Raw genomic sequence first — 26,162 nt, 5'->3', positions numbered from 1 at the left:
GCGTTATGGAACGGAAGGCAGTCGTCACCGCGGGCACGCGCGGGATCGGCGTGGAAGTGGCATTGGAGCTCTCGCGGCGCGGATATGCGGTGACGGTCGTGGGACGGGACCCGGAGCACGGAGAGGAGGCCGTGCGCCGGATCGGGGACGCCCGTTTCATCCAGGCCGACCTGTCCGTGCTGGCCGAGGTTCGGGCGCTCGGTGAGCGGCTCGCCGCGGAGGGCCCGTTGCAGCTGCTCGTGAACAATGTCGGTGGCATGTGGTCGAAGCGGTGGCAGACCGCCGATGGCATCGAAGCGAGCTTCGCGCTCAACCACCTTGCGCCGACCGTGCTGACCGAGACGCTGCTCGACGCGCTGCGGGCGGGCCGTCCGAGCCGGATCGTCGATGTGACCTCGTCGTCCATCCAGACGGCGCTGCTCGCGGGGAGCCCGGTCTACGACGAGGTCGAGCCTGGCGAGTACTACGGCATGGCCGTGTCCGGTCGAGCGAAGCTCGCGCACCTCGCGTACACCCGGGAGCTGGCCGGACGGCTGCGGGGCACCGGTGTCTCGGTGTTCTCCGCCGACCCGGGGGCGGCGGCGACCCCGAATGCCGCCGAGATGACGCCCGAGATCCTGCCGCCTCCGCTGCGACCGCACTGGGAGCAGATCCGCGAGGGCGTGCAACGCCCGGCGGCCGAAGCGGCGCGTTCCGTCGTGTTCGCGGCGACCGACCCCTCGCTGAGCGGCGAGACCGGGCTCGTCATCGACCCGGAGTGCTCCCCGTCCGACGCGCTGACCGGAGCACTCACCCCCGACCTGATGGCAACGGTGCGCGCCCTCACCGAGCGCACGCTCGCTTCAGGAGCCGGGGGGCAGGGCGCGGGCGAGTGAGTCGAGGGATGCCAGGGCGTCGGGGCCGGTGGGAGCGAGGACGACGCTGGTCGCGCCCGCCGTATGGCGGGCTCTGATCGCTTCGCGTGCCTGGTCGGGGGTACCGGCGATGCTCAGTTGGCGGACCCAGCCGTCGGGCATGGTCTGGGCGAACTGCCGGGCGTCGGCGCAGGCGGCGCGATGTTCGCGCAGCTGCGTGGCGAACGGCAGGGGGTCGATGTGGGCGGCCCAGGCCGGCTCACCGATGGTGGTCAGGCCGCCGCGGACGCGGGCGAGAGCGGTGTCCTCATCGTCGGCGACGGCGGTGGCGTCGTAGGTGACGACTTCGAAGGTGCTCGCGTCGAAGGCACTGCCCAGATGCCGCAGCGAGGAGGCGATGTAGGCGGGGACCGCGGGTTCGGCCAGGAGGAGCCCGTCGGCCACCTCGCCTGCGGCGGCCTGTGATCGAGGACCGCGCACGCCCAGGACGACCGGCGGGACGATGTCGGGGGTCTCGGTGATGACGACGCCTTCACAGCGTACGTAACGGCCGCCTGCCGGGCCGGGCTCGCCGCGCATGAGCAGGCGGAGCGCGGTGGTGTACTCCTTGAGCAGTGTCAGGGGGCTGGCGGGCCAGGCTCCGGCCTGGCGCATCCAGTCGGGCATGCCGTGGCCGATGCCGGCGATGAGGCGGCCGGGATACAGCTGGGCGAGGGTGGCCAGTTCCATCGCTGCGAAGCACACGTTGCGGGCGCCGGCGGGCATGATGCCGATGCCGACGGTGATGCCTGCGGTCCCGGCGAGGACGGCGCCGGCCTGTGCGATTCCGCCGCGCCAGCCGAGGTCCTCCACCACCCATACCTGGTCGAATCCCAGCTCCTCGGCTCGCCGGGCGTAAGGCAGCACGTCCCGGACGGGCACGTCACGGGGCAGCATGACACCGACACGCCCGCGCGCGGGAGTGGTGTCCGTCTCGGGCATCGAGGGCTCCTTCTGCTGGCGCCGAGTGCTCTTTCACCGATCCGGTGACCGGCCGGGGTGAGCGGAGTTCCTGTGCGGCATGGTGTCCGATCCGACTCGGCAAAATACCGCGGCACGTGAGCCGCGTTGGTCCCGGACCAACACGGCTCCGGCGTCGAAGACCTCCACTAGACGTCGCGGTGGTGGACGACCGTGACGGCGACGGCCGCGGCGGCGATCGCCCATGAGGCGAGCGCGATCCACGCCTCGGTGGTCGTCGTGGGATGGCGTACGGCGAAGCCGAAGCGCCCGTAGCCGACGTCGATCAGGCGTCCCCAGGCGCTGGCGGGCAGGGCGTGCTTGACGTCGGCCGTCCAGCGGTAGTGGTCGGTGAAGCAGAGGGGCAGCAGCAGGAGCACCGCCGTGGTGATCACCATGGTGGCCGCGCCGTGCCGGATGATCGCGCCGAGGCCCATGCCGACGAGCGCGCTGACCGGTGCGAGCAACGCGGACGCCGCGACCGCCTGGAACGCTCCCGGATAGCCGATCGACATGCCGACATGACGGCCCGACAGGATGGCCTGGGTCACCCAGAAGGAGGCTCCGGCGACGAGCGCCCCGTAGCCGAGCATGACGACCGTGACGTCGACCAGCTTGGCGGCCACCACCGAACGACGGGCCGGCACGGCCGCGAAGGTGGTGCGGACGAGCCCCGTCCCGTACTCGCCGGTGATGGTGATGGCGCCGACGCTGCCGGCGGCGAGCATGAGGACCAGGCCGGCGACCTGCGTGAACGCGTCGCGCATCGCCCAGATCGGGACGAAGATGGCGCGGATGTCGGCGTCGTAGTGCGGCCAGTTGTGGTGGTCGGCGACGGCGGCGTTGACGTTCAGCCCGACGACGAGCAGCCCGCTGAGGAGCAGCGTCCAGTAGGTCGAGCGGAGCGACCAGAGCTTGGTCCACTCGGCGGCGAGGAGGTCGCGGAACCGGGCGGGCGGCTCGGGGACGCCGGGGCGGACGGTGCGGGCCGGTGCGGTCATCGGGCGTCTCCGGCGAGGTATTCGACGCTGTCGGCGGTGAGTTCCATGAACGCCTCCTCCAGCGAGGCGGTACGGGGGGCGAGCTCGTGGAGCAGCACCCGGTGCCGGAAGGCGAGCTCGCCGATGCGGGCGGCGCTCAGGCCGGTGACCGTGAGCGCCTGGTCGCCGTCCGGTCGCACGGACGCTCCCTCGGCGGTCAGGACGGTCATCAGCGCGGAGGCGTCAGGCGTGCGCACGGTCACGCTCTGCGGCGTGCCGCGGGCGGCGAACTCGGCCAGGCTCTCGTCGGCGATCAGCTCGCCCCGGCCGATGACGATGAGATGGTCGGCCGTGTGCTCCATCTCGCTCATGAGATGACTGGAGACGAACACGGTCCGGCCCTCGGCGGCCAGGCGGCGGAACAGCCCGCGGACCCATCGCACGCCCTCGGGATCGAGGCCGTTGATCGGCTCGTCGAACAGCAGGACGGGCGGGTCGCCGAGCAGGGCGGTCGCGATGCCGAGCCGCTGCCTCATCCCCAGGGAGAAGCCGCCGATGCGACGGCGCGCCGCCTCCGTCAGTCCCACTTCGTGCAGGACCTCATCCACCCGGCGCCGCGGAATCCGGTTGGCGCGGGCGAGGGCGGACAGGTGCGCGTACGCGGTCCGTCCGCCGTGCACGTCCTGGGCGTCGAGCAGCGCGCCGACGTGGCGGAGCCCGCGCGGCCGGTCGCGGAACGGACGGCCCGCGACGGTGGCGGTTCCACCGGTGGGTTCGTTCAGCCCGAGGATCATCCGCAGGGTCGTGCTCTTGCCCGCGCCGTTGGGGCCGAGGAACCCGGTGACGTGCCCGGGGCGCACGCTGAAGGTCAGGCCGTTCACAGCCGTCTTCGAGCCATAGTGCTTCGTCAGTCCGCTCACTTCGATCACGGGCCAACGGTGTCGCGCGCGGGACCCGCCGCGCATCGGGCCGTCGTCGGCATTCGCGGGGTACGGGTGCCGACCGTGGTCGTACATCCGTGGTCCGATGCCCTGCGCGGATCAGGCGATTACGATCTCGAACATGTCCGCCGTGCCCCCTTCTCCGCTGCTCAGGCGCGTACCTCCGGGCGCGTGGACGGCCCTGGCCTGGTGCGCCGGCACGGTGTTCACGTTCCTGATCCGGATCAGGCTGCCCGGTGAGAGCGTGGCCTCGGTCTACACCGGCGTCCTCTTCCACCGGTGGGACGGCCGGACGACGCTGGCGCTGGCCACCGCGCTCACGCTGATCGGCAGCGGCCTGCTGCGGCGGTGGCCGCTCACGGCACTCGCCCTGGTGCTCGCCGGATCCGTCCTCGGGACGGTCCCGCTGAGCGTCGGCGCGATTCCGTTGGCGCAGTTCCTGTCCGTCGACGTCGCCCTGTGCTTCGTCGCGGCCACCGGGCGGCTCCGGACCTCGCTCACCGCCGCCGGTCTGGTCTTCGCGACGCTCGCCGTGTACCTCGCAGTCCGGCTGGCCAACGATTGGACCATCGGGACGTCGACGGAACTGGCCGTGGCGATGACCGCCCTGGTCGCCTGGCTCATCGGCAACTCGACGCACCAGGCGCGCGAGCACGCCGAGGCCGCACGAGCCCGGACCGCCGCCGAGGCCGTCACCGCCGAGCGGCTCCGCATCGCGCGTGAGCTGCACGACATGGTCGCGCACACCATCGGCATCGTCGCCCTGCAGGCCGGCGCGGCGCGAAGAGTCATCGACACCCAGCCCACCGGCGCGCGTGACGCCCTGCGGGAGGTGGAGATGGCGAGCCGGGAGACGCTGTCCGGACTGCGCCGGATGCTCGGCGCCCTCCGGCAGGCGGAGCTGAAGGACGGAGCACGCGTGGCGGTACTCGATGAGATGCCCGGTCTGGGCGACGTCGATCGGCTGGCCGAGACGATCACCTCCGCCGGACTCCGCGTCGAGGTCCGATGGCGCGGTGAACGGCGCCCGCTGCCCCCGGAGGTCGACCTGTCGGCGTTCCGGATCATCCAGGAGGCGGTCACCAACGTGGTCCGTCACTCCGGCGCACGATCGTGCGTCGTGTCCATCGACCGCCGGGACCAGGAGGTGGCGATCGAGGTCGTCGACGACGGCCGCGGCCACGGAGCCACCGCCGGCACCGGCTACGGCCTGGTCGGCATGCGCGAGCGCGCCGCCCTGCTCCACGGAGACCTCACCGCCGGGCCACGGCCTGAAGGCGGCTTCCGCGTCACGGCCCGCCTTCCCCTGCCGACGGGGGTCCGATGAGGAGGTCGATCGCGGCCTGGGGCGGAGCCGTCCTGTTCCCCCTCGCGCTGGCCTGGTCACAGCTGGGCTCGCCGCACCCGGCGCCGTTCCACTACTACAGCCCTGTCCTGGCCGTCGCGGCGATCCTGTCGATGAGCCTGCTCATCGGCGTGCTCCGGCGGGTCCCGCTGCTCGCGCTGCTCATGATGCTGCTCGGCTGCGTCGCCGTGGTCCTGCTGGCGGGGCCCCACCGCCAGAGCGGTCGAGCCCCGTTCCTTCCCTTCCTCGCGGCGGATCTGGCCCTGGCGTTCATCGTCGCCACCCGGGCCTCTCGGGTCTCGACCGCCGCCGTCCTGCTGTCCGTCGTCGTGCAGTTCCTGACCGTGGGGGCCTTCTCCGACGGCGGGGACGTGGGCGTCAACGCCGAGACGGCCCTGCTGGCGCTCGCCACCGCCTACATGGTCGGCAGGCTGATCCGCGAGCGCCGCGAGCACGGGGAGGCACTGCGTACGCGCGCGGTGGCCGACGCCGTCACCGCCGAGCGGCTCCGCATCGCGCGCGAGCTGCACGACATGGTCGCGCACACCATCGGCATCGTGGCCCTGCAGGCCGGCGCGGCGAAACGGGTGATCGACACGCAACCCTCCCGGGCACGCGAGGCGCTGGGCGAGGTCGAGACCGCCAGCCGGGAGACGCTGTCCGGGCTGCGCCGGATGCTCGGCGCCCTCCGGCAGGCCGAGTTGGAGAAGGGCGCCGAGCCCGCGCCGCTCGACGCGATGCCCGGCCTGGCGGACGTCGACCGGCTGGCCGAGGCCACCACGGCCGCCGGAGTCCGCGTCGACGTCCATCAGCGGGGCGAACGGCGCCCGCTGCCTCCGGAGGTCGACCTGTCGGCGTACCGGATCATCCAGGAGGCCGTCACCAACGTGGTACGCCATTCCGGCGCCTCCCACTGTGCCGTCTCCATCGACCACCGGAACGACGAGATCTCCATCGAGGTCGTCGACGACGGCCACGGCCACGGAGGAACCTCCGGCACCGGCTACGGTCTGGTCGGCATGCGCGAGCGCGTCGCCCTGCTGCACGGAGAACTCACCACCGGGCCACGGCCCGAGGGCGGCTTCCGCGTGACCGCCCGCCTCCCCCTACCGACAGGAGTCACATGACCGTCCGCGTTGTCCTCGCCGACGACCAGCCGCTGGTGCGCACCGCACTGCAGATGGTCATCACCGACGCTCCCGACATCGAGGTCGTCGGAGAGGCCGGAAACGGCGCCGAGGCGGTCGAGCTGGCGCGCGGCCTCGATCCGGACGTCGTCGTGATGGACATCCGCATGCCCGGCATGGACGGAATCGAGGCGACCCGGCGGATCACCGCTGATCACGACTCGACGCATGTCGTCGTCCTCACCACGTTCGACGATGACGACTACGTCTACGGCGCCCTGCGCGCCGGCGCGGCCGGGTTCCTCGTCAAGGACATGGCGCTGGACGACATCCTCGCCGCGATCCGCGTGGTCGCCGCCGGGGACGGCCTGATCGCGCCGAGCGTCACACGCCGCCTGATCGAGGAGTTCGCCGGCCGCCCGGGGCCCGTTCCCGCGCGGCGCACGCTGGACGGCATCACCGAACGCGAGCACGAGGTGCTGACCCTCGTCGGGCGCGGCCTGTCCAACGCCGAGATCGCGGCCGAGCTGATCATCAGCGTCGCGACCGTCAAGACCTACGTGACCCGGCTGCTCACCAAGCTGAACGCCCGCGACCGCGTACAGCTCGTCATCATCGCCTACGAGACCGGTCTGGTGACCGCGGCGCAGTGACCACCCTGACGATCGCGGCCGCGCAGATCCCGGTCGGCTGCGACCCGGAGGCCAACGGGGCCGTCATCCGGGAGACGATGGCGGCCGCGAAGGCGGCGGGCGCCCGGCTCGTCCAGTTCCCCGAGGGCGCGGTCTCCGGCTACCCCGGCGACCGGGCGGCGAAGCGGGCGCTGTCCGGCTGGAACGTCGACTGGGGCGCCGTCCGAGAGCAGCTGGAGCGCGTCGCGGCGCTGGCGGGTGAGCTCGGCCTGTGGGCCGTGGTCGGCGGCAACCACCGTCTGACGCCGCCGAACCGGCCGCACAACAGCCTGTACGTCCTCTCCGACCAGGGCGAACTCGTCGGCCGGTACGACAAGAGACGGTGCTCTCACACCGAGATCGGCGACTGGTACTCCCCCGGCTTCACCCCCTGCGTGTTCGACGTCGACGGCTTCCGGTTCGGCTGCGCGCTCTGCATCGAGGTCACCTTCCCGGAGCTCTTCCTCGAGTACGCCGCCTCGGGCGTCGACTGCGTCCTGTTCTCCTCGTACTCGCGCGACCCGATCTTCGAGGTCCTCGCGCGGGCGCACGCCGCCGCCTCCGCTCTCTGGATCTCCGTCTCCGTGCCGGCACAGTGCAGCGCCGCCATGCCGTCCGGAGTGATCGGGCCGCACGGATACCGGCTCGGGAGCTGTACGGCGGACGGTGAACCCGGGCTGGTCTGCGTCGAGCTGAATCGGGGCGACCCGGCCCTCGACGTGGCGTTGCACAAGGCCCGGCCGTGGCGGGCGACGGCGCGGGCGGGTGACGTGTACGAGGGCCGCCGGGTCGACGACCCGCGCAGCGGGGACAGGACCCGGTTCTGAGCGTCACCGGCCCTCCTCGGCGCACCGGGTGTCGAAGCACCTCACCCTTATATCCGGTCCCCGGCCTGAAAGACCGGAACGCCGGGTAGGTCTCCGACGGACAGCCGGAGGAAGGCCGCCGCGCCGATCGGACCGGGTTCGCCGGGTGGCCGCGCACGACGGGGGGTGCGCCGGATGCGCGTGATCGTCGATCTCACACGGTGCCAGGGGTACGGCCAATGCGCGTTCCTCGCACCCGACGTGTTCACGATGAACGGTCAGGAAGCGCTGCTCTACGACCCCGACACGGACGACGCGCAGCGCGAGCACGTCCTCCGGGCGGCGGCGGCCTGCCCGGTCCAGGCCATTCACCTCGACCAGATGGCCACGCGGCACCCCGGGATGAGGACCGGTCCGGCTCCTCCGCCGGTTCGTGCCGGCGACGGGTCCCGGAAGACGGGCCGGATCGTGATCGTCGGTGCCTCACTGGCCGGCGCGCGGGCCGCGGGCGTCCTCCGCCGGGACGGCTTCACCGGCTCACTCACCCTGATCGGCGACGAACCGTACGAGCCGTACGACCGGCCGCCGTTGTCCAAGCAGGTGCTGACGGGCCTCGCGCCGGAGGATCACACGCTGCTCCCCCGCCTGCGCGAGGTCGATGCCGAGTGGCTCTCCGGGATCGCCGCGACCGGCCTCGACCTGGCGGCCAAGAGAGTGCGGCTCGCCGACGACCGGGAGGTGCCCTTCGACCGGCTGCTGATCGCGACGGGCGCCCGCGCCCGGCCCTGGCCGGACCGACAGGAGGCGGCGCTGGACGGGGTGATCCCGCTGCGCGGGATGGACGAGGCCGCCCTGCTGCGAGAGCGCCTCGCGGCCGGCCCGCGCCGGGTACTGGTCATCGGCGCGGGGTTCACCGGCTCGGAGGTCGCGTCGGTCTGCCGGGCTCTGGACCTGCCCGTGACCGTGGTCGAACGCGGCCCGGTGCCGCTGGTCGGCGCGCTGGGCGGGGTGATCGGAGCCGCCGCGGCCGCCATGCAACGAGATCACGGCGTGGACCTGCGGTGCGGTGTGACGGTGGAGGCCCTGGAAGGCGACGCGGACGGCCGGGTCCGGGCCGCTCGGCTCTCCGACGGGAGCACGGTCGAGGCCGACGTCGCGGTGGTCGCCCTCGGAGCGGTCCGCAACGTCGAGTGGCTGCGCGGCTCCGGGCTCGCGGCGGGAGTGTGGGGGGTGGCCTGCGACGCGGGCTGCCGCGCCTTCGACAGCAACGGCCTGGTGACCGATGACGTGTTCGTCGCGGGCGACGTCGCGCGCTTCCCGCATCCGGTCTACAACTACCAGTTCATGGCGCTCGAGCACTGGGGGAACGCGGTCGCCCAGGCCGAGATCGCCGCGCACAACATGATCAGCGACCAGGCGCACCGCTGGCCGCATCTGTCCCTGCCGGTGTTCTGGTCGAACCAGTTCGGGACCAACATCAAGTCGGTCGGAGTGCCGACCTTCGCCGACGAGGTGGTCATCGCGCAGGGTTCTCTCGCGGAACGCCGGTTCGTCGCCGTCTACGGCTACCGGGGCCGGATCACGGCCGCGATCACGTTCGACCAGGCCATGTGGCTGGACTTCTACCAGGGCCTGATCGAGCGCGCCGCGCCGTTCCCGCCCGAGCTTCCCGGCGCCGACCGGGCCGAACGGCGGCCGGTCCCGGCCGAGGTGCCGGAACGGCTGGAGCCGTCCCAGGTCACCGTCGTGGTGACCGGGCACGATCCGGCCGAACGCCGCGCCTGGCTGCTGCACGACGACCGGTGAACGAGCCAGGAGGAGGCGCCGCCATGGCACCGATGAGCGTCTTCGAGCAGATCTTCGATCCGGCCGGGCGCGCCGACCCGTATCCGCTGTACGCCGAGTTGCGCGCGACCCCGGTGTCGCGGCAGGAGGACGGGACGTACGTCGTCAGCGGCTACGACGAGATCGTCGCGCTGCTGCACGACCCGCGCGTCAGCTCCACCCGCCGCAACGTCCCGCAGCCGGGCGAGCCCGGGTCCGATGAGGCCACGGCGGTGCCGCCACCGTCCTTCATCAACACCGACCCGCCCGAACACGATCGGCTCCGCCGCCTGGCGATGCGTCACTTCGGCCCGCCGCACTCGCCGCGCCTGGTGGAGAGTCTGCGGCCGGAGATGCTCCGGGTGATCACGGAGCTGATCGACGGCGTCGCGGGCCGGGCTCGCATCGACGTCGTCGACGACGTCGCCTATCCGTTCCCGGTCACGATGATCTGCCGGATCCTCGGCGTGCCGCGCGAGGACGAGGCGTCGTTCCACGAGTGGGCCGACGCGGTGGTGGAGTCGCTCGACCCCAGAGAGGAGGGCCGGGCGGAGCGGCTGCGGCGACGGCAGGCCGCGGTGGTCGAGCTGCACCGGTACCTCGGCGGCATCATCGACGAACGCCGCGAGAACCCCGGGGACGACCTGCTCTCCGGTCTCGTGACCGATGAGGGCGCGGAGGACCCGATGTCGCCGGTCGAGGTGGTGGCCACCGCCACACTGCTGCTGATCGCCGGCCATGAGACGACGGTCAACCTGATCACCAACGGGATGCTCACCCTGCTGCGTCACCCGGCGCTGCTCGATCGGCTGCGTCAGGAGCCGGCCCTGGCCGTCTCCATGGTCGAGGAGCTGCTGCGGTACGAGCCCCCGGTGCACTTCCTGTCCTCGCGGGTCGCCCTGGACGACATCGAGATCGGCGGAACCGTCATCCCGAAGGGCGCGCCCATCGCCGTGGCGCTCGCGGCGGGAAGCCGCGATCCGGCGCACGTGACCGATCCCGACCACTTCGACCCGGATCGCCGGTACAACGAGCACCTGGGGTTCGGTGGCGGAATCCACTACTGCTTCGGCGCCCCGCTGGCCCGGCTGGAGACGCAGATCGCCCTGACGGAGCTGGCGAGGCGGCTCGACAATCCCCGGCTGGTCGCGGACCCGCCTCCGTACCGCCCGAGCGCCGAGCTGCGCGGGCCCCGCCATCTCCTCGTCGACGTCGACGGAGTGACCGCCTGAGCGGCCGGTCGCCCGGCGACACCGCGGGGAACGGATGATGCCCCGGTGCTCGTGGCACCGGGGCATCAAGGGTGAGGGTCGAGCCCGGTGAGCCCGGGTCGGGCTCACCGGGAACGGATCAGGAGAAGGCCCAGGCGAAGACGTGCAGCGAGCCTCCGCTGGACGGGGTGCCCAGGGTCACGCTCTTGACCTGCTTGCTCGCGTCAAGCGCGATCGGCGTGGCCCCGAACACGTAGATGTTGAGCTTCTGGTTGCCGCCGTCGGAGGTGTTCCGGTACGGCGTCTTGGCGACGATCTCGTTGCCGAACTTCGGCGGGTAGGCGTCGGCGCCGAGCGCCCAGTCGCTGAACTCCAGCTTGGCGGTCGCCGTCGACCCGTCGGTGTAGGTGATCGTCACCGTCGACGAGGCGTCGCCGTTGCCGGCCGCGCCGAGGAAGGCCAGCTGGGACGCGCCCTTCGGCGCGGTCGGCAGGTCGACGACCTGGCCGTTCGCCTGAACGTTGTCGAGCTGACCGGGCGTGCGGTTCGGCCAGGTGAACGTGAAGCCCTTCCACGTCACCGGCTGTCCCGGCTTCAGCCCGGCCGCGGCCAGGGCCTGCGCGGAGTAACTCCAGCCGCCGCCGTCGAAGTTGGCGTTCCCGGCCTTGCCGTCGTCGGAGATGCCGGCGTTGTTCTGGTACCACTCGATCGTGCCGCGCTTGGCGACGTTGAGCGAGATGCCGGTGGTGCCCACCGACTGCCCGGAGGCGGTCAGCTCGATCGGCACCGAGTAGTAGTCCAGCTTCTGGTCGGCGCTCACCGACACGGTGACCTTCTGGTCGGCGTGCCCGGCGTCGGGGATCTTCAGCGTGCCGGAGGACGGCGTGACGGTGATGCCCGCCGGCGGCTTGGCGGTCCAGGTGACGGTGTCACCCGCGCCGACGGCCTGCACGCGCAGGGTCGCCTCGGTGGAGCCGCCCGGCTCGACCGACGCGGTACCCGGCTGGAGCGCCGACAGGAACGGCCGCGCGCCGGTGCCGAAGGACGGCGGAGCGTCCTTCGGGTCGCTGCCGAACGTGGTATTCGGCTGCGCGCCGAGCGTGTAGTCCAGGCTGCCGCCGGAGGCCACGAAGGACTCGGGCAGCCAGGCGCGGCTGGTCGCCTTGCCGCCGACCTTCAGCGACTGGACGTACTTGTTGGTGTCGGAGGCTCCCGGCGCGTTGATGGTGATCTTCTGGCCGCTCGACCGCTTGATCGTGATCTGCGGGAACTCCGGGCTGTTCAGCACCATCTCGGCGCGGCCCGGGATCGCCGGGTACATGCCGAGTCCGGCGAACACCCGCCACGCCGACATCGTGCCGAGGTCGTCGTTGCCCACCAGGCCGTCCGGGGTGGGCTTGAACAGCTGCGTACGGGCCCGCGCGACGACGTCCTGGGTCTTGTAGGGCTGTCCGGCCCAGACGTAGAGCCACGGGGACTGCAGGGACGGCTCGTTGCCGAGGTAGGCGTACGCCTCGTGCGAGCCGGCGTTGAGCTTGGTGAAGAACGTGTCGAGCCGCTTGGCCGCCTGGTCCCGGCCGCCCATGGCGTTGAAGAGCCCGGCGACGTCCTCGTAGACCATCCAGTGGTACTGCGAGCCGTTGCCCTCGACGTACCAGTTGGAGTCGGCGGGGTCGAACGGCGTGAGGAACGAACCGTCGCCGAAGCGCGGCTGGATCCAGTCGTTCAGCGGGTTGTAGATCGTCTCCCAGCCGTGCGCCCGCTTCATGAACTCCTGGTAGGTGTCCTTCTCCCCCAGGCGCTGGGCGAGCTGGGCGATGCCGAAGTCGGCCATGCCGTACTCCAGCGTCGTCGCCGGGTCGGCCGGCACGTAGCCGAGCTTGAGGTAGTCGGCGTTGCCGGGACGTTCGGTGTAGCCGGTCGCCTTGTCCTCCCCGACGCGGTTCGCGCCCTTGACCATGGCGGCCAGCGCGGCGTTCGCGTCGAAGCTCCGGGCGCCGAAGGCGTACATCGTCGCGATGATCGAGTGGTACGGGTCGCCGTTCATCACGCCGGTCATGGTGTTCTGGTGCGACCAGCGGTCCCACACGTCACCGACGGAATGCGCGTCGTTGTACATCGACTGGGCGATGTCCGCGCCCACGTCGGGGGCGAGCAGCGCGATGAGCTGCGCCTCGCTGCGGTAGATGTCCCACCCGGAGAAGGTCGCGTACTGGTGGTGGCCCTTCTTGACCTTGTGGGTGCGGTAGTCGAAGCCGGTGTAGGTGCCGTCGACGTCGTCGAAGACGTACGGCTGCAGCATGGCGTGGTAGAGCGCCGTGTAGAAGGTGCGCAGCCGGTCGGCGGCGCCGCCGCTCACCTTGATCTGCCCGAGCCGCTTGTTCCACGCGGCCCGCGCGGCGGTCCGTACGGAGTCGAAGCTCCGCCCGCCGATCTCCTTCTTGAGGTTCTGCTTCGCGCCGTCGATGCTGACGTACGACACCGCGGCACGCATCTGCACCGGCTTGGCCTTGCTGGTGTCGAACTGCAGGTAGACGCCCGAGCCGGGGCCCTTGACGGTGACGTCCTGGGTCTTGGCCTGGAGCGAGCGCTGCGGCATCGGCCGGCCTTCGGGGCCGTTGTTGATCCGCCCGACGATCTTCCTGGTCTGCTGTGGCACCTTCGCCGGGGAACTGCCGCGCACCGCGTCCTCGCCCGGCTCGACCGAGTCGTTCTTCCACGTGCCGTACGCCTGGAACGGCCGGTCGAAGGTCGCGGTGAAGTAGACGTAGTACTTGGCGTCGGTGTTGCAGAACCCGCCGGTCTTGGCCCAGCCGGACACGGTGTTGCCCTTGACGGTGGCCTCGGCGTCGTCCACGCCGTTGATCGACCCCGTCACGTTGAGCAGGAGCGTGCCGACCTTGTCCGTCGGGAAGGTGAACCGCGCGACGCCGCCCCGCTGCGTCGCGGTCAGCTCCGTCTTCACGCCGCTGTCGAGCGTCACGGCGTACGACCCCGGGGAGGCCTGTTCATTCTCGTGCTTGAAGGTCTGCACGTAGTCGGTGCCGTGGGTCGCCGGCGAGTTCTTGATCGGCCCGGAGAACGGGATGACGGGGAAGTCCTGCGCGCCCGTGCAGCCCGGCCCGGAGATGTGGGTCATGCTGAAGCCGCGCAGGCGGTTGTCCTCGTACTTGTAGCCGCCGCCGGACGAGCGGACGGTGTCGGGGCTCCACTGCATCATCCCGAACGGCGCGACGGCGCCGGGGAAGTCCATCCCGGCGCCGCCGCCGTGTCCGAAGTCGGGGCCGCCGTCCTGGGTCCCGACGAACGGGTTCACGTAGGAGGCGAGATCGGGGGTGGCCGCTCGGGCCGGTACGGCCGAGACGGCCAAGGAGGTCAGGGCCAGGCCGAGCAGGCCTGCCAATCGGGGGCGGACGCGTCTGAACACAGCTGCTCCTCGGGGGAGGTCACCGGTTGCGCTGGCGGAGGACCATCGCGCGCGTCATGACAACGTTGTCACGACTATCGGCATTGTTAACCTCCGTAACTCGGGAGTCAATGGTCAGAATCGGTCACAGAGGGAGCGGCCGGTCACGCCGCACGAGGACTCCGGGTCGGCCCGGCCCGGAGCGGGGACGGCACGAGCGGCGCGGGCGCCGCCGCCTCATCGTCCGCACGGCGGTGAGTACGCCGACGGCCTCATCCCCCACACGGCGGTCGGTGCACCGACGTCCTCAGCGCCCGTACGGCCCTGGCGGGTCCTGAGGGCCGTGACCGCCCGGAGCGTCGTGGGGGCCGGAGGGGCCGCCGGGCGGGCCCCAGGGTCCTCCCGGCCCGGCGGGTCCGGGCGTTCCAGGACCGCCCTGCGGTCCGTAGGGACCCGACGTGCCATAGGGGTCCGGCGAGCCGTGCGGACCTGCGGGCCCGTGCGAGCCTGACGGCCCGTGCGGGCCCGCGGGGCCGTACGGACCCGGGGAACCGTACGGGCCGCCCGGCGGGGCGTACGGTCCCGGAGCGGAGAACGGTCCGGGCGGCGGCGGCCCGTACGACGCGCCCGGGTGGAGGAACCCCGATCCACCCTGTCCGGCCCACGGCGGAACGAGAGGCCGCGGCTGACGGCCCTGGAACGCCTGGCGCGCCAGGTGCATGAGGTTCAGCAGGTCCTGACGGCGCCGGTAGAACCACGCCGGCTCGGCGACGTGCCGCTCGGCCCTCTGGTGCAGCAGCGCCAGCTCCGTGGCGGCGAGCTGGTAGTCGGCCATCGCCCGGCCCGCCCGGGTGCCCCCGGCCATGCGGGCCCACTGGCGGGCGCGGCGGCGCAGCTTGAGATTGCCGAGCATGTGGACGTCCTGCGGCGTGACCAGGCCGGTCCCGGCGTACATCGGCAGGTGCCGCTGGATGAGCCGGACGGTCTGGCGGCGCTCCCAGCGGACGACGACGATCAGCCCGATGAGGATGCAGAAGTCGATGCCGTAGGCGATCATCAGGCCCTTGAGGCCGAAGGCGGTGGAGAAGTTCCACGTGCCGTGCAGCAGCATCGCCGTGCAGAGCCCGGCGACGGGCGCCGCGACGCGGGCGGCGCCCCGGTGCAGCGCGGCGTAGGCGACGCCCAGCCCGGTCATCGAGGTGAACAGCGGGTGCCCGAACGGCGAGATCACCCCGCGCATGATGAACACGGCCTCGAGGTTGTGCTGGTGGACGGCGCGGATGTAGTAGCCGATGTTCTCCATCATGGCGAAGCCGAGGGCGACCATGGCGGCGTAGATGATGCCGTCGGTCAGCCCGTCCAGCTCGTTGCGCCGGAACCACAGGAACCCGAAGAGCACCGCGCCCTTCAGCGACTCCTCGACCAGGGGCGCGCCGACGGAGGCCGTGACCAGCTCCCCGCGCTGGCCGAACACCGGTTTGGTCAGGAACTCGTACCCGGCGGTGTTGAGGAGCAGCGCGCCGAGGACGGCGACGCCGGCGCCCCACATGAAGGCGAACAGCAGGGCCCGCCACGGCTCGGGCTCGAGCCGGTCCAGGGTGAGGACGAGCGCCACCAGCAGCGGAACGGGCAGGATCGCCAGGACGAGGCCGACGAGGAACGGCGCACCGTTCATCGCGTCCAGGCCCAGGACGACGATCGCGCAGGCCGACGAGACGACCAGCCCGATGATCAGTCCGACCGGGGCCCGGCCGGGCATCCGCCCTTCGAGGATCGCCTTGGGATCGACACGCGCCATGCCGGGAGGTTAACCGTCAGTGCAGCAGCGGGTCGATCGCCACCGCGAGGAAGAGCAGCGCCAGATAGGCGTTGGACAGGTGGAAGTAGCGCATCGGCTTGAGCACCGCGCCGGTGATGCCCGCGCGGACCCGGCCGAGGAGGCGGTACGCCTCGACGAGGCAGGCGGCGCCGAGGACGGCCGCGGCGATCGGGTAGAAGATCGTCGTGTGCGCGATCGGCCACAGCGCCAGCGAGCACGCGATCGTGATCCAGGTGTAGACGATGACCTCGACGGCGACGCGGCGCTCGGTGGCGACCACCGGCAGCATCGGCACGTTGGCGGCCGCGTAGTCCTCGCGGTAGCGCATGGCCAGCGTCCAGGTGTGCGGCGGCGTCCAGAAGAACACCACCAGGAACAGCACGATCGGGGTCCAGGACACGCTGTCGGTGAGCGCGGACCACCCGATCAGGACGGGCATGCAGCCGGCGATCCCGCCCCAGACGACGTTCTGCTTCGTCCGCCGCTTCAGCACCATCGAGTACACGAAGACGTAGAACAGGATCGCGAACACCGACAGGGCCGCGGACAGCGGGTTGACGGCGAGGGCGAGGAAGACGGTGGAGGCGACGGCGAGGGCGATCCCGAAGACCAGGGTCTCCTTCGGCGTGACCTGCACCATCGGCAGAGGCCGCCGGCGGGTCCGGCGCATCTTCGCGTCGATGTCGCGGTCGATGTAGCAGTTCAGCGCGTTGGCGCTGCCCGCCGAGAGCATGCCGCCGACGAGGGTGGCGATCACGGGCCACAGCGGCGGCAGACCGCCGGCCGCCAGGAACATCACCGGAATCGTCGTGATGAGCAGGAGCTCGATGATGCGCGGCTTGGTCAGCGCGACATAGGCGCGCACGAGTGCGCCGAACGGCCGACGGCCGGGCGTGGGCGGCGCAGGAGTCCTCGCCGGACGGTTGATGACCACCGTCACCGGATGTTCACCTGCGCGTTCACGACGTTAAGGGACACTGTGTCTGATCCTCGGATTCCTGCCGCCACTCGGCTCTGATCGGGCACCGGCCACGTGGGCTCCACCGCGCAATCACTGTAGTGCCGGTCCCCGTGTACCCCGTCACCGGGGTGGGTGCGGCAGAACGGGTTAACCCCGGCGTCTCAGGGAAATGCGGTACAAGGTCGCGGTGTTCATATAGAGGAGCACCTGTCAAAGCCGTGGGAGCGCGGGCGATAGGCTCGCGTTCGGGCCCCGGCGTGGCCTGGTCACGGGTTCTTTTTTCGGCTGGGGACGGGTCTGGGGACATGACAGAAGTCGAGAGGAGCCTGGAGCGTCTCGTGAGTACGCAATCCGATAAATCATTCGAGTGGACCGACCTGGACCGGCGGGCGGTGGACACGGTCCGCGTGCTGGCCATGGACGCGGTGGAAGAGGCGGGCTCCGGTCACCCGGGCACCGCGATGAGCCTCGCCCCCGCCGCCTACCTGTTGTTCCAGCGGGTGATGCGCCATGACCCGACCGACCCCGACTGGACCGGTCGCGACAGGTTCGTCCTGTCGGCCGGCCACTCGAGCCTGACCCTCTACATCCAGCTGTACCTGGCGGGCTATGGCCTCACCCTGGACGACCTGAAGCACCTGCGCAAGTGGGGCAGCCTGACGCCGGGTCACCCCGAGCACGGGCACACCGCCGGCGTTGAGACCACCACCGGGCCGCTCGGCCAGGGCCTCGGCAACGCCGTCGGCATGGCGATGGCGGCGCGCCGCGAGCGCGGCCTGTTCGACCCGGAGGCCGCGGCCGGGGAGAGCCCGTTCGACCACTACATCTACTCGATCGTCTCCGACGGTGACATCGAGGAGGGCATCAGCCACGAGGTGAGCGCGATCGCGGGCCACCAGAAGCTGGGCAACCTCGTCGTCATCTACGACGACAACCACATCTCGATCGAGGACGACACCAACATCGCCAAGTCCGAGGACGTGGCGGCGCGCTACGAGGCGTACGGCTGGCACGTCCAGACCGTCGACTGGACGGCGGACGGCGAGTACAAGGAGGACCCGGAGGCGCTGTTCCGCGCCATCGAGGCCGCCCGTGAGGTCACCGACCGGCCCTCGTTCATCGCGCTGCGCACGATCATCGGCTGGCCCGCGCCGAACAAGCAGAACACCGGCAAGATCCACGGCTCGGCGCTCGGCGCCGACGAGGTCGCCGCCACCAAGCGCGTCCTCGGGTGGAACCCGGACCAGACCTTCGAGGTCCCGGAGGACGTGCTCGAGCACACCCGCAAGGTGATCGACCGGGGCCGCGCGGCCCGCGCCGAGTGGGAGAAGGCGTACGAGGCGTGGCGGGCCGCCAACGCCGAGCGCGCCGCGGAGTTCGACCGGATCCGCGCGCGGCGGCTGCCGGACGGCTGGACCGCCAAGCTGCCGGAGTTCGAGGCGGGGAAGGGTCTGGCGACCCGCGCCGCCTCCGGTGAGGTTCTGAACGCCATCGGCCCGGTGCTGCCGGAGCTGTGGGGCGGCTCGGCCGACCTGGCGGAGAGCAACAACACGACGATGAAGGGCGAGCCGTCCTTCATCCCCGACGAGTACCAGACCAAGGCGTTCCCCGGCGGCCGCTACGGCCGGACCCTGCACTTCGGCATCCGCGAGCACGGCATGGGCGCCATCCTGAACGGCATCACGCTGCACGGCGGCACCCGCCCGTACGGCGGCACGTTCCTGGTGTTCAGCGACTACATGCGCCCGTCGGTGCGGCTCGCCGCGCTGATGAAGCTGCCGGTCACCTACGTCTGGACGCACGACTCGATCGGCCTGGGCGAGGACGGCCCGACGCACCAGCCCGTCGAGCACCTGTGGGCGCTGCGCGCCATCCCCGGCCTCGACGTCGTCCGCCCGGCGGACGCCAACGAGACCGCCGTGGCCTGGCGGACGGTCCTGGAGCACACCGACCGTCCCGCCGGTCTGGCGCTGACCCGGCAGAAGGTGCCGACCTTCGACCGGAGCGAGTTCGGCTCCGCCGAGGGCACCGCCAAGGGCGGGTACGTCCTGGCCGACGCCTCCAACGGGCAGCCCGAGGTGATCCTCATCGCCACCGGCAGCGAGGTGCAGATCGCGGTCGAGGCCCGCAAGATCCTCGAGGAGGCGGGCACGCCGACGCGCGTCGTCTCGATGCCGTGCGTCGAGTGGTTCGAGGAGCAGGACGACGCCTACAAGCAGCAGGTGCTGCCCCCGGCCGTGCGCGCCCGCGTGTCGGTCGAGGCGGGCATCGCGCTCGGCTGGCGCGGCTACGTCGGTGAGGCCGGCGAGAGCGTGAGCCTCGAGCACTTCGGCGCCTCCGCCGACTACCAGACGCTGTACGAGCAGTTCGGCTTCACCGCCGAGCGGGTCGTCGCGGCCGCGCGCGCCAGCCTCACGAAGGCGAACGCCGGCGGCCGGGGTTCGACGACCGGCAACTGAGGAGAGACATGAGCGACATTCTGAAGAAGCTCTCAGGCGAGGGCGTATCCATCTGGCTGGACGACATCAGCCGGGAGCGCCTCCGCACGGGCAACCTCGAGTCCCTGATCCGCGACAAGCAGGTCGTGGGCGTGACCTCCAACCCCACGATCTTCTCCAAGGCGCTGAGCCAGGGCTCGGCGTACGACGAGCAGGTCCGCGACCTCGCCATCCGCGGCGTGGACCTCGAGGAGGCCGTCCGGGCCGTCACGACGTACGACATCCGCTGGGCCGCCGACGTGCTGCGCCCGGTCTACGACCGCACCGAGGGCCTCGACGGCCGGGTGTCGATCGAGGTGGACCCGCGCCTGGCGCACGACACCGAGAAGACCGCGGCCGAGGCCAAGGCGCTGTGGTGGCTGGTCGACCGGCCGAACACCATGATCAAGATTCCGGCGACCCTCGCTGGCCTGCCGGCGATCACCGAGACGCTGGCGCTGGGCATCAGCGTGAACGTCACGCTGATCTTCTCGCTGGAGCGCTACGGGCACGTCATCGACGCGTTCTTCGAGGGCCTGGAGAAGGCCCGGGAGAACGGCCACGACCTGTCGAAGATCGCGTCGGTCGCGTCGTTCTTCGTCAGCCGCGTCGACACCGAGATCGACAAGCGGCTGGACAAGGCCGGCCGCTCCGACCTCGCGGGCAAGGCGGGCATCGCCAACGCCCGGCTCGCGTACGCGCTGTACGAGGAGAAGTTCGGCACCGACCGGTGGAAGGCGCTCAAGGACGCGGGCGCCCGCGTCCAGCGTCCCCTGTGGGCGTCGACGGGCGTGAAGAACCCGGACTACTCCGACACGATGTACGTCGACCAGCTCGTCGCCCCGGACACGGTCAACACCATGCCGGAGCCGACCCTGGACGCGGTCGCCGACCACGGCGAGATCACCGGCGACACGATCCGCCCCTTCTACGAGGACGCGCGGGCGCACATGGCCGCGCTCAAGGAGGCCGGCGTCGACTACGACGACGTCGTCCGGGTCCTGGAGGAGGAGGGCGTCGAGAAGTTCGAGGCGTCCTGGACCGAGCTGCTCGACACGATCAAGGGCGAGCTGCGCGACAAGGCCTGAGCACCAGGCCCGCGCACCCGAACGTGCCCGGCCGGCCCCGCCTCACGGCGGGTGACCGGCCGGGCACGTTTCACTATCGCCGCCGTGCCGTGAGTGACACGCGCCGGGCCGGGTATCGCCCGACGCGAAGGAGAACCAGGACACGTCACGGCCGGCGGTGCGCGCCGCCGCACCCGGTGACCCACGGGCGGCGCGGCACGGCGCGGGCGTGGCGAGAGGATCGGGGCCGGGAGACGTCGTGACCTTGCGAGTGACCGCCGGACGCCTGTCCGTGACCGTTCAGGGCGACGCCGTCGCGCATACCGAGGAGACGCTGGAACGCCTCACGTACGACGGGGTCCCGGCGGCGCTCCTGGCCAAGAACGCGTCCCTGTGGGGGCCCGACGCGGCGGGCCGGGCGGCCGGCCGGCTCGGGTGGGTCGACGCGCCGGAGACGTCCCGCCGCCTGCTCCCGGAGCTGTCCGAGGCGGCCGGCCGCTTCGCGGGTCTGGACCGTGTCCTCCTCGCGGGGACGGGCGGTGCGGCGCGCGCCGCCGAGGTCGTCGCCCGTGCGCACGGCGCCGACCTCACCGTCCTCGACGGCGCCGATCCGCAGGAGGTGCGCCGCGCGCTGGACGACCGCCTGGACCGTACGGGCCTGGTGGTGTCGAGCAAGAGCGGCCGCGCGGTCGAGATCGGCGCCCTGCGCCGGATCTTCGAGCAGGCGTTCCGGGCGGCGGGCGTCGACCCGGCGGAGCGGATCGTCGTGGTCACGGACCCGGGTTCGCCGCTGGAGGCGGCGGCCAAGGAGGCCGGCCACCGGGTGATCCTGTCCGATCCGGAGGTGAACGGCCGGTTCGGATCGCTGTCGGCGGCCGGGCTCCTCCCGGCGGCACTGTGCGGCGTGGACGTGGGACGGCTGCTGGAGGAGGCGGCGGCGGTGCTGCCCGCGCTCCGTCTGCCGTACGACAACGCGGGCCTGACCGTGGGCGCGGCGCTGGGCGCGGCCGCGTCCCGCGGCAGGGACAAGCTGATCATCGCGGACGGCGGTTCGGGCGTTCCCGGACTCGACGGATGGGTCGAGCAGCTGGTCGCCGCGGCGACGGGCAAGGACGGCAAAGGCATCGTGCCGGTCGTCCTCGAGGATCCGGCCGCGCCGGGCGCCGACGCGGCCGACGACCGGCTGTCCCTGATCCTGGGCGGGCGTCCCGGGGACACCGGGCTGGCGGTCACCGGCCCGCTCGGCGCGCAGATCGCGCTGTGGCAGTTCGCCGTGGCCGTCGCGGCCCGGGTGATCGGCGTGGATCCGTTCGACGAACCGGCGCTGCGGGAGACCCGTGCGGCGGTCGCGGCGCTGCTGCGCGTCTCGGGGGACGGCACGACTCCGCTACCGACCGCCGGGGAGCCCGTGCTGGTGGACGGCGAGGTCGAGGTGCACGGCCCGGCCGAGCTGTTCCACGGGGCCGGGGACCTGCGCGGCGCGCTCGACGCGGTGATCCGCGCCGTCCCCGAGCGGGGCCACCTCGCGGTCGCCGCCCACCTGGACCGCGTCGCGGACGCGGCGGCCGGGCGCCTGCGGCCGCTGCTCGCCCGGCGGCTGCGTACGGCGCCGGTCACCTTCGGATGGGGTGGCCGGGTCCTGCACTCGACGGGCCAGGCGCTCAAGGACGGTCCTCCCGGGGCGGTGATCCTGCAGCTCACCGGCACGGCGGACGAGGACGTCCCGGTACCCGGCCGGCCGTACGGGCTGTCGGCGCTGCAACTCGCCCAGGCGTTCGGCGACCTGCGGGCGCTGCGCTCCCGCGGTCGCACGGCCGTGCGGTTGCACCTGCGGGACCGCGCCGCCGGCCTCGCCCGGCTGGAGAGCGCCCTCGCCGACTGACGAGGAGCCCGGCATGGGATCCTGGGACCTACCGGGATACGCGGGTTCACGGGGTTCTTTCCGGCGTCTCCTGGAACGATCGGAGTATCGCGCCATTTCGGTTCACCGGGCCTCCGACGGAGAATGAAGCAGTCGAGGAGCCGAATACGGACTGTGTAGATGCCCGCGTGATGGGAAGATCGCGCACCGTACGAGGGTTACCCATGGTGGCCGTCGTCTCGTCGTGAGCGCGGATGACCGGTCTTGAAGCGAGAGAGAATACGTACGCCGAGCGGCCCACCGCCCGGCCGGAGCGCCGTCAGGCGCGCCACTAGGAAGGACGGGGAACCTTGGGCATGAGATGGCCCACCGGGACACGTGAAGCCCACGGGAACGGAGACATGAGATGAACACCGGCCAACAGCCGCCGAACCCGCTCCGCGACCCCCGTGACAAGCGGCTGCCGCGAGTGGCCGGGCCGTGTGTGCTCGTGCTGTTCGGCGTCACGGGTGATCTGTCCCGCAAGAAGCTGCTGCCCGCCATTTACGACCTGGCCAACCGCGGCCTGCTGCCGCCGGGCTTCTCGCTGGTCGGCTTCGCCCGCCGGGACTGGGAGCACCAGGACTTCCGGCAGCTGGCGCACGACGCGGTGAAGGAGCACGCCCGTACGCCGTTCCGCGAGGACGTCTGGAACCAGCTCGCCGAGGGCATTCACTTCGTCCCCGGCACGTTCGACGACCCCGGGGCGTTCGAGACGCTCGCGATGGCCGTCAAGGAGCTGGACGAGCAGCGCGGCACCGGCGGCAACTACGCGTTCTATCTGTCGATCCCGCCGAAGTTCTTCCAGGAGGTCGTCCAGCAGCTGCAGGCCAGCGGCCTGTCGCAGCCGTCGGAGGGCTCCTGGCGCCGCGTCGTCATCGAGAAGCCGTTCGGCCACGATCTGGCCAGCGCGCAGGAGCTCAACGCCATCCTGCACGAGGTCTTCCCCGAGGAGTCGATCTTCCGGATCGACCACTACCTCGGCAAGGAGACGGTGCAGAACATCCTGGCGCTGCGCTTCGCCAACAACCTGTTCGAGCCGATCTGGAACCGCTCCTACGTCGACCACGTGCAGATCACCATGGCCGAGGACATCGGCATCGGCGGCCGCGCCGGCTACTTCGACGGCGTCGGCACCGCGCGTGACGTGATCCAGAACCACCTGCTGCAGCTCCTGGCGCTGACCGCCATGGAGGAGCCGGTGTCGTTCGCGGCCGAGTCCGTGCGCGCGGAGAAGGCCAAGGTGCTGTCCGCCGTGCGCCTGCCCAAGGACCTGGGCGCCAACACCGTGCGCGGGCAGTACGCCGCCGGCTGGCAGGGCGGCGTCAAGGTGCGCGGCTACCACGAGGAGGAGGGCATCCCGCCGAACTCCCGTACCGACACGTACGCCGCCGTCCGGGTGGACGTCGACACGCGCCGCTGGGCGGGCGTGCCGTTCTACCTGCGGACCGGCAAGCGGCTGGCGCGGCGCGCCACCGAGGTCGCGCTGGTGTTCCAGCGCGCCCCGCACCTGCCGTTCGCCGCGACGGACACCGAGGAGCTCGGCCAGAACGCCCTGGTCATCCGCGTGCAGCCGGACGAGGGCGTCACCATGCGCTTCGGGTCGAAGGTCCCCGGCACCTCCATGGAGGTCCGGGACGTCAACATGGACTTCGACTACGGCGAGTCGTTCACCGAGTCCTCGCCCGAGGCGTACGAGCGCCTGCTGCTCGACGTGCTGATCGGCGACCCGCCGCTGTTCCCCCGGCAGGAGGAGGTCGAGCTGTCCTGGGAGATCCTCGACCCGATCGAGGAGTACTGGGACAAGCACGGCAAGCCCGAGCTGTACAAGGCGGGCAGCTGGGGACCGAAGGCTGCGGACGAGATGATGGCCCGCGACGGCCGGGCGTGGAGGCGACTCTGAATGAACATCGACCTCACCAACACCACGACCCGGAAGGTCCTGGACGCGCTCAGCGCGGCACGGCACCGGATGGGCGGGCCCGCCACCGGCAAGGTCCTCACCCTCGTCGTCCTGACCGAGGAGGCGTCCCAGTACGACGCCGTGCGCGCCTCGACCGAGGCCGCACGTGAGCATCCCTGCCGGATCATCGTCGTCATCGCCCGCAGCCCGGGCGGGGAGTCCCGGCTGGACGCGGAGGTCCGGGTCGGCGAGACCGGTCCCGGCGAGACCGTGGTGCTGCGGCTGTACGGCCAGCTGATCGAGCACGCCGACTCGGTCGTCCTGCCCCTGCTGGTGCCCGACACGCCCGTCGTGGCCTGGTGGCCGGGCATCGCCCCGGACAGGCCCGCCGAGGAGCCGCTCGGCGCGCTGGCCCAGCGCCGCGTCACCGACGCGAAGGGCGGCAGCGACCCTCTCGGCACCCTCAACCGGCTGGCCGAGGCGTACGTACCGGGTGACACCGACTTCGCCTGGACCCGCATCACCGGATGGCGCACGCTGCTGGCCGCGACCCTCGACCAGCCGCACGACGACATCACGGGCGCCTGCGTCGAGGCCGACCCGAAGAACCCGAGCGCCGCGCTGCTCGCCGCGTGGCTGTCGGTGCGCCTCGCGGTGCCGTGCACGGTGGCCGAGTCGCACGGGCCGGGCATCACCGGCGTCCGCCTCACCACGACGGCCGGCGACATCGCCATCACGCGGCCCGACGGCCGCGTGGCGACGCTGTCGCGTCCCGAGCAGCCGGACCGCCAGGTCGCGCTGCACCGCCGGCCGACGTCCGAGCTGCTGGCGGAGGAGCTGCGCCGCCTCGACCCGGATGAGGTCTACCGCGACGCCGTCCTGCGGTACGCCAAGGGTCTCGGTGAGCCCGCCGAGGCGAAGGAGGCCGGTGCCGAGGCCAAGGAGGCCGGCGGCGAGGCCAAGGAGGCCGGCGGCGAGGCCAAGGAGGCCGGCGGCGAGGCCGAGCAGACGCCCGAGGCCGCGGCCGCGCCGGCCAAGGCCCCGCGCGGCGGCAGGGGCAAGAAGTCGTGACCGCCCCGTCCGTACTCGTCCACCGCGATCAGCCGCTGCTGGCCAAGGCCGTCGCCGCCCGCCTGGTGACCCGTCTGGTCGACGCCCAGGCGGCCACCGGAGGGGCGCACGTCGTCCTCACCGGCGGCGGCGTCGGCACCGCCGTGCTGGAGGAGCTGGCGGCGGCCCCGGCGCGGGACGCGGTCGACTGGGGTCGCCTGGACGTGTGGTGGGGCGACGAGCGCTACCTCCCGTCCGGGCACGAGGAGCGCAACGAGACGGGCGCCCGCGCGGCCCTGCTCGACCACGTCGACATCGATCCGAAGCGGATCCACCCCATGCCCTCTTCGGACTCGGGCCTGAGCCCGGAGGACGCGGCGGAGCAGTACGCCGCCGAGCTCCGGGCCGCGACCCGGCCGGAGGACCACGGGGTGGTCCCGTCGTTCGACGTGCTGATGCTCGGCCTGGGCCCGGACTCTCACGTGGCCTCGCTGTTCCCCGGCATGCCGGCGCTGTACGAGGAGGAGCGCCCGGTCGTCGCCGTGCACGGCGCGCCCAAGCCGCCACCGACCCGCATCAGCCTGACCATGCCCGCGCTCCGTACGGCGCGTGAGGTCTGGATCATCGCGGCGGGCGAGTCGAAGGCTCGCGCGGTGCACCTCGCGCTGTCCGACGCGGGCCCCGTCCAGGTCCCCGGTGCGGGCGCTCGCGGGCGGCAGCGCACGCTGTTCCTGCTCGACCGGGCGGCCGCGGGCCAGCTGCCGCCCGGGATGGACCGGATCGCCTCGCCCTGAGGCAGGAGTCGCATCGAGGGGTCCTCA

The 26,162-nt window shown here is 71.9% G+C and carries 19 protein-coding genes; 13 read left to right on the top strand and 6 right to left on the bottom strand.

Annotated features, from left to right (window positions below; translation table 11 throughout):
- Positions 1-5: 5 nt before the first annotated feature.
- Positions 6-875, top strand: coding sequence for an SDR family NAD(P)-dependent oxidoreductase (locus NDW01_RS35400; protein WP_252828717.1), 870 nt, complete (start codon positions 6-8; stop codon positions 873-875).
- Here NDW01_RS35400 and NDW01_RS35395 read toward each other — a convergent pair.
- The 3 genes from NDW01_RS35395 to NDW01_RS35385 all read right to left on the bottom strand — a co-directional run bounded on the left by NDW01_RS35395 (position 843) and on the right by NDW01_RS35385 (position 3,762).
- Positions 843-1,835 (bottom strand): LLM class flavin-dependent oxidoreductase, encoded by a 993-nt coding sequence (locus tag NDW01_RS35395; RefSeq protein WP_252828716.1) that lies wholly within the window; start codon positions 1,833-1,835, stop codon positions 843-845. The genes NDW01_RS35400 and NDW01_RS35395 overlap by 33 nt on opposite strands.
- A 167-nt stretch (positions 1,836-2,002) precedes the next feature.
- Positions 2,003-2,854, bottom strand: a complete 852-nt coding sequence (locus tag NDW01_RS35390; protein ID WP_252828715.1) for a hypothetical protein — start codon at positions 2,852-2,854, stop codon at positions 2,003-2,005.
- Complete coding sequence (locus tag NDW01_RS35385; protein ID WP_252828714.1) at positions 2,851-3,762, bottom strand: ABC transporter ATP-binding protein; 912 nt, start codon at positions 3,760-3,762, stop codon at positions 2,851-2,853. The genes NDW01_RS35390 and NDW01_RS35385 overlap by 4 nt, the downstream gene beginning before the upstream one ends.
- 133 nt (positions 3,763-3,895) lie before the next feature.
- On the opposite strand from NDW01_RS35385, the gene NDW01_RS35380 reads away from it, so the two are divergent.
- From NDW01_RS35380 to NDW01_RS35355, 6 genes are all read left to right on the top strand, one after another.
- Positions 3,896-5,101 carry a sensor histidine kinase gene (locus NDW01_RS35380; protein WP_252828713.1) on the top strand — a complete coding sequence of 402 codons (1,206 nt, stop codon included), beginning with the start codon at positions 3,896-3,898 and terminating at the stop codon, positions 5,099-5,101.
- Positions 5,098-6,246 carry a sensor histidine kinase gene (locus NDW01_RS35375; RefSeq protein WP_252828712.1) on the top strand — a complete coding sequence of 383 codons (1,149 nt, stop codon included), beginning with the start codon at positions 5,098-5,100 and terminating at the stop codon, positions 6,244-6,246. Before NDW01_RS35380 ends, NDW01_RS35375 begins: the two co-directional genes overlap by 4 nt.
- Complete coding sequence (locus tag NDW01_RS35370) at positions 6,243-6,899, top strand: response regulator (protein ID WP_252828711.1); 657 nt, start codon at positions 6,243-6,245, stop codon at positions 6,897-6,899. Before NDW01_RS35375 ends, NDW01_RS35370 begins: the two co-directional genes overlap by 4 nt.
- Entirely contained in the window at positions 6,896-7,744 is an 849-nt protein-coding gene (locus NDW01_RS35365) for a carbon-nitrogen hydrolase family protein (protein WP_252828710.1), read from the top strand. Before NDW01_RS35370 ends, NDW01_RS35365 begins: the two co-directional genes overlap by 4 nt.
- Before the next feature lie 174 nt (positions 7,745-7,918).
- Positions 7,919-9,529, top strand: coding sequence for an FAD-dependent oxidoreductase (locus NDW01_RS35360; protein ID WP_252828709.1), 1,611 nt, complete (start codon positions 7,919-7,921; stop codon positions 9,527-9,529).
- 23 nt (positions 9,530-9,552) lie between these two features.
- Positions 9,553-10,779: a cytochrome P450 gene (locus tag NDW01_RS35355; protein ID WP_252828708.1), complete on the top strand. Its 1,227-nt coding sequence runs from the start codon at positions 9,553-9,555 to the stop codon at positions 10,777-10,779.
- A 118-nt stretch (positions 10,780-10,897) separates the two neighbouring features.
- Here NDW01_RS35355 and NDW01_RS35350 read toward each other — a convergent pair whose 3' ends face one another.
- From NDW01_RS35350 to NDW01_RS35340, 3 genes are all read right to left on the bottom strand, one after another.
- Complete coding sequence (locus NDW01_RS35350; RefSeq protein WP_252828707.1) at positions 10,898-14,185, bottom strand: GH92 family glycosyl hydrolase; 3,288 nt, start codon at positions 14,183-14,185, stop codon at positions 10,898-10,900.
- A gap of 286 nt (positions 14,186-14,471) precedes the next feature.
- Complete coding sequence (locus NDW01_RS35345; protein ID WP_308211850.1) at positions 14,472-15,962, bottom strand: PrsW family intramembrane metalloprotease; 1,491 nt, start codon at positions 15,960-15,962, stop codon at positions 14,472-14,474.
- Positions 15,963-15,978: 16 nt separating this feature from the next.
- Entirely contained in the window at positions 15,979-16,923 is a 945-nt protein-coding gene (locus NDW01_RS35340) for a heme o synthase (protein WP_406567791.1), read from the bottom strand.
- Between the two features lie 359 nt (positions 16,924-17,282).
- Here NDW01_RS35340 and tkt point away from each other — a divergent pair, with 359 nt between their 5' ends.
- The 6 genes from tkt to pgl all read left to right on the top strand — a co-directional run bounded on the left by tkt (position 17,283) and on the right by pgl (position 26,135).
- Complete coding sequence (tkt, locus tag NDW01_RS35335) at positions 17,283-19,403, top strand: transketolase (RefSeq protein WP_406567790.1); 2,121 nt, start codon at positions 17,283-17,285, stop codon at positions 19,401-19,403.
- 8 nt (positions 19,404-19,411) lie between these two features.
- A complete protein-coding gene (gene tal / locus NDW01_RS35330) occupies positions 19,412-20,509 on the top strand; it encodes a transaldolase (RefSeq protein WP_252828705.1) in 1,098 nt (365 codons plus the stop codon).
- A gap of 238 nt (positions 20,510-20,747) precedes the next feature.
- Entirely contained in the window at positions 20,748-22,370 is a 1,623-nt protein-coding gene (locus tag NDW01_RS35325; protein WP_252828704.1) for a glucose-6-phosphate isomerase, read from the top strand.
- A 385-nt stretch (positions 22,371-22,755) separates the two neighbouring features.
- Positions 22,756-24,291 carry a glucose-6-phosphate dehydrogenase gene (gene zwf, locus NDW01_RS35320; protein WP_252828703.1) on the top strand — a complete coding sequence of 512 codons (1,536 nt, stop codon included), beginning with the start codon at positions 22,756-22,758 and terminating at the stop codon, positions 24,289-24,291.
- Positions 24,292-25,362 carry a glucose-6-phosphate dehydrogenase assembly protein OpcA gene (locus NDW01_RS35315; protein WP_252828702.1) on the top strand — a complete coding sequence of 357 codons (1,071 nt, stop codon included), beginning with the start codon at positions 24,292-24,294 and terminating at the stop codon, positions 25,360-25,362.
- Complete coding sequence (gene pgl / locus NDW01_RS35310; RefSeq protein ID WP_252828701.1) at positions 25,359-26,135, top strand: 6-phosphogluconolactonase; 777 nt, start codon at positions 25,359-25,361, stop codon at positions 26,133-26,135. The genes NDW01_RS35315 and pgl overlap by 4 nt, the downstream gene beginning before the upstream one ends.
- Positions 26,136-26,162 lie beyond the last annotated feature (27 nt).

Origin of the sequence: Actinoallomurus soli, from assembly GCF_024055715.1 — a bacterium.
Lineage (GTDB): Bacteria > Actinomycetota > Actinomycetes > Streptosporangiales > Streptosporangiaceae > Actinoallomurus > Actinoallomurus soli.
Note: the sequence above shows the minus strand (reverse complement) of the source record. Positions and strands in the feature narration are given on the sequence as shown.

Coding starts and splice junctions, on each gene's coding strand:
- NDW01_RS35370 (WP_252828711.1), top strand. CDS start 6,243: ATGACCGTCCGCGTTGTCCTCGCCGACGACCAGCCGCTGGTGCGCACC.
- NDW01_RS35315 (WP_252828702.1), top strand. CDS start 24,292: ATGAACATCGACCTCACCAACACCACGACCCGGAAGGTCCTGGACGCG.
- tal (WP_252828705.1), top strand. CDS start 19,412: ATGAGCGACATTCTGAAGAAGCTCTCAGGCGAGGGCGTATCCATCTGG.
- NDW01_RS35400 (WP_252828717.1), top strand. CDS start 6: ATGGAACGGAAGGCAGTCGTCACCGCGGGCACGCGCGGGATCGGCGTG.
- NDW01_RS35395 (WP_252828716.1), bottom strand. CDS start 1,835: ATGCCCGAGACGGACACCACTCCCGCGCGCGGGCGTGTCGGTGTCATG.
- NDW01_RS35375 (WP_252828712.1), top strand. CDS start 5,098: ATGAGGAGGTCGATCGCGGCCTGGGGCGGAGCCGTCCTGTTCCCCCTC.
- NDW01_RS35380 (WP_252828713.1), top strand. CDS start 3,896: ATGTCCGCCGTGCCCCCTTCTCCGCTGCTCAGGCGCGTACCTCCGGGC.
- NDW01_RS35390 (WP_252828715.1), bottom strand. CDS start 2,854: ATGACCGCACCGGCCCGCACCGTCCGCCCCGGCGTCCCCGAGCCGCCC.
- NDW01_RS35345 (WP_308211850.1), bottom strand. CDS start 15,962: ATGGCGCGTGTCGATCCCAAGGCGATCCTCGAAGGGCGGATGCCCGGC.
- NDW01_RS35355 (WP_252828708.1), top strand. CDS start 9,553: ATGGCACCGATGAGCGTCTTCGAGCAGATCTTCGATCCGGCCGGGCGC.
- NDW01_RS35360 (WP_252828709.1), top strand. CDS start 7,919: ATGCGCGTGATCGTCGATCTCACACGGTGCCAGGGGTACGGCCAATGC.
- zwf (WP_252828703.1), top strand. CDS start 22,756: ATGAACACCGGCCAACAGCCGCCGAACCCGCTCCGCGACCCCCGTGAC.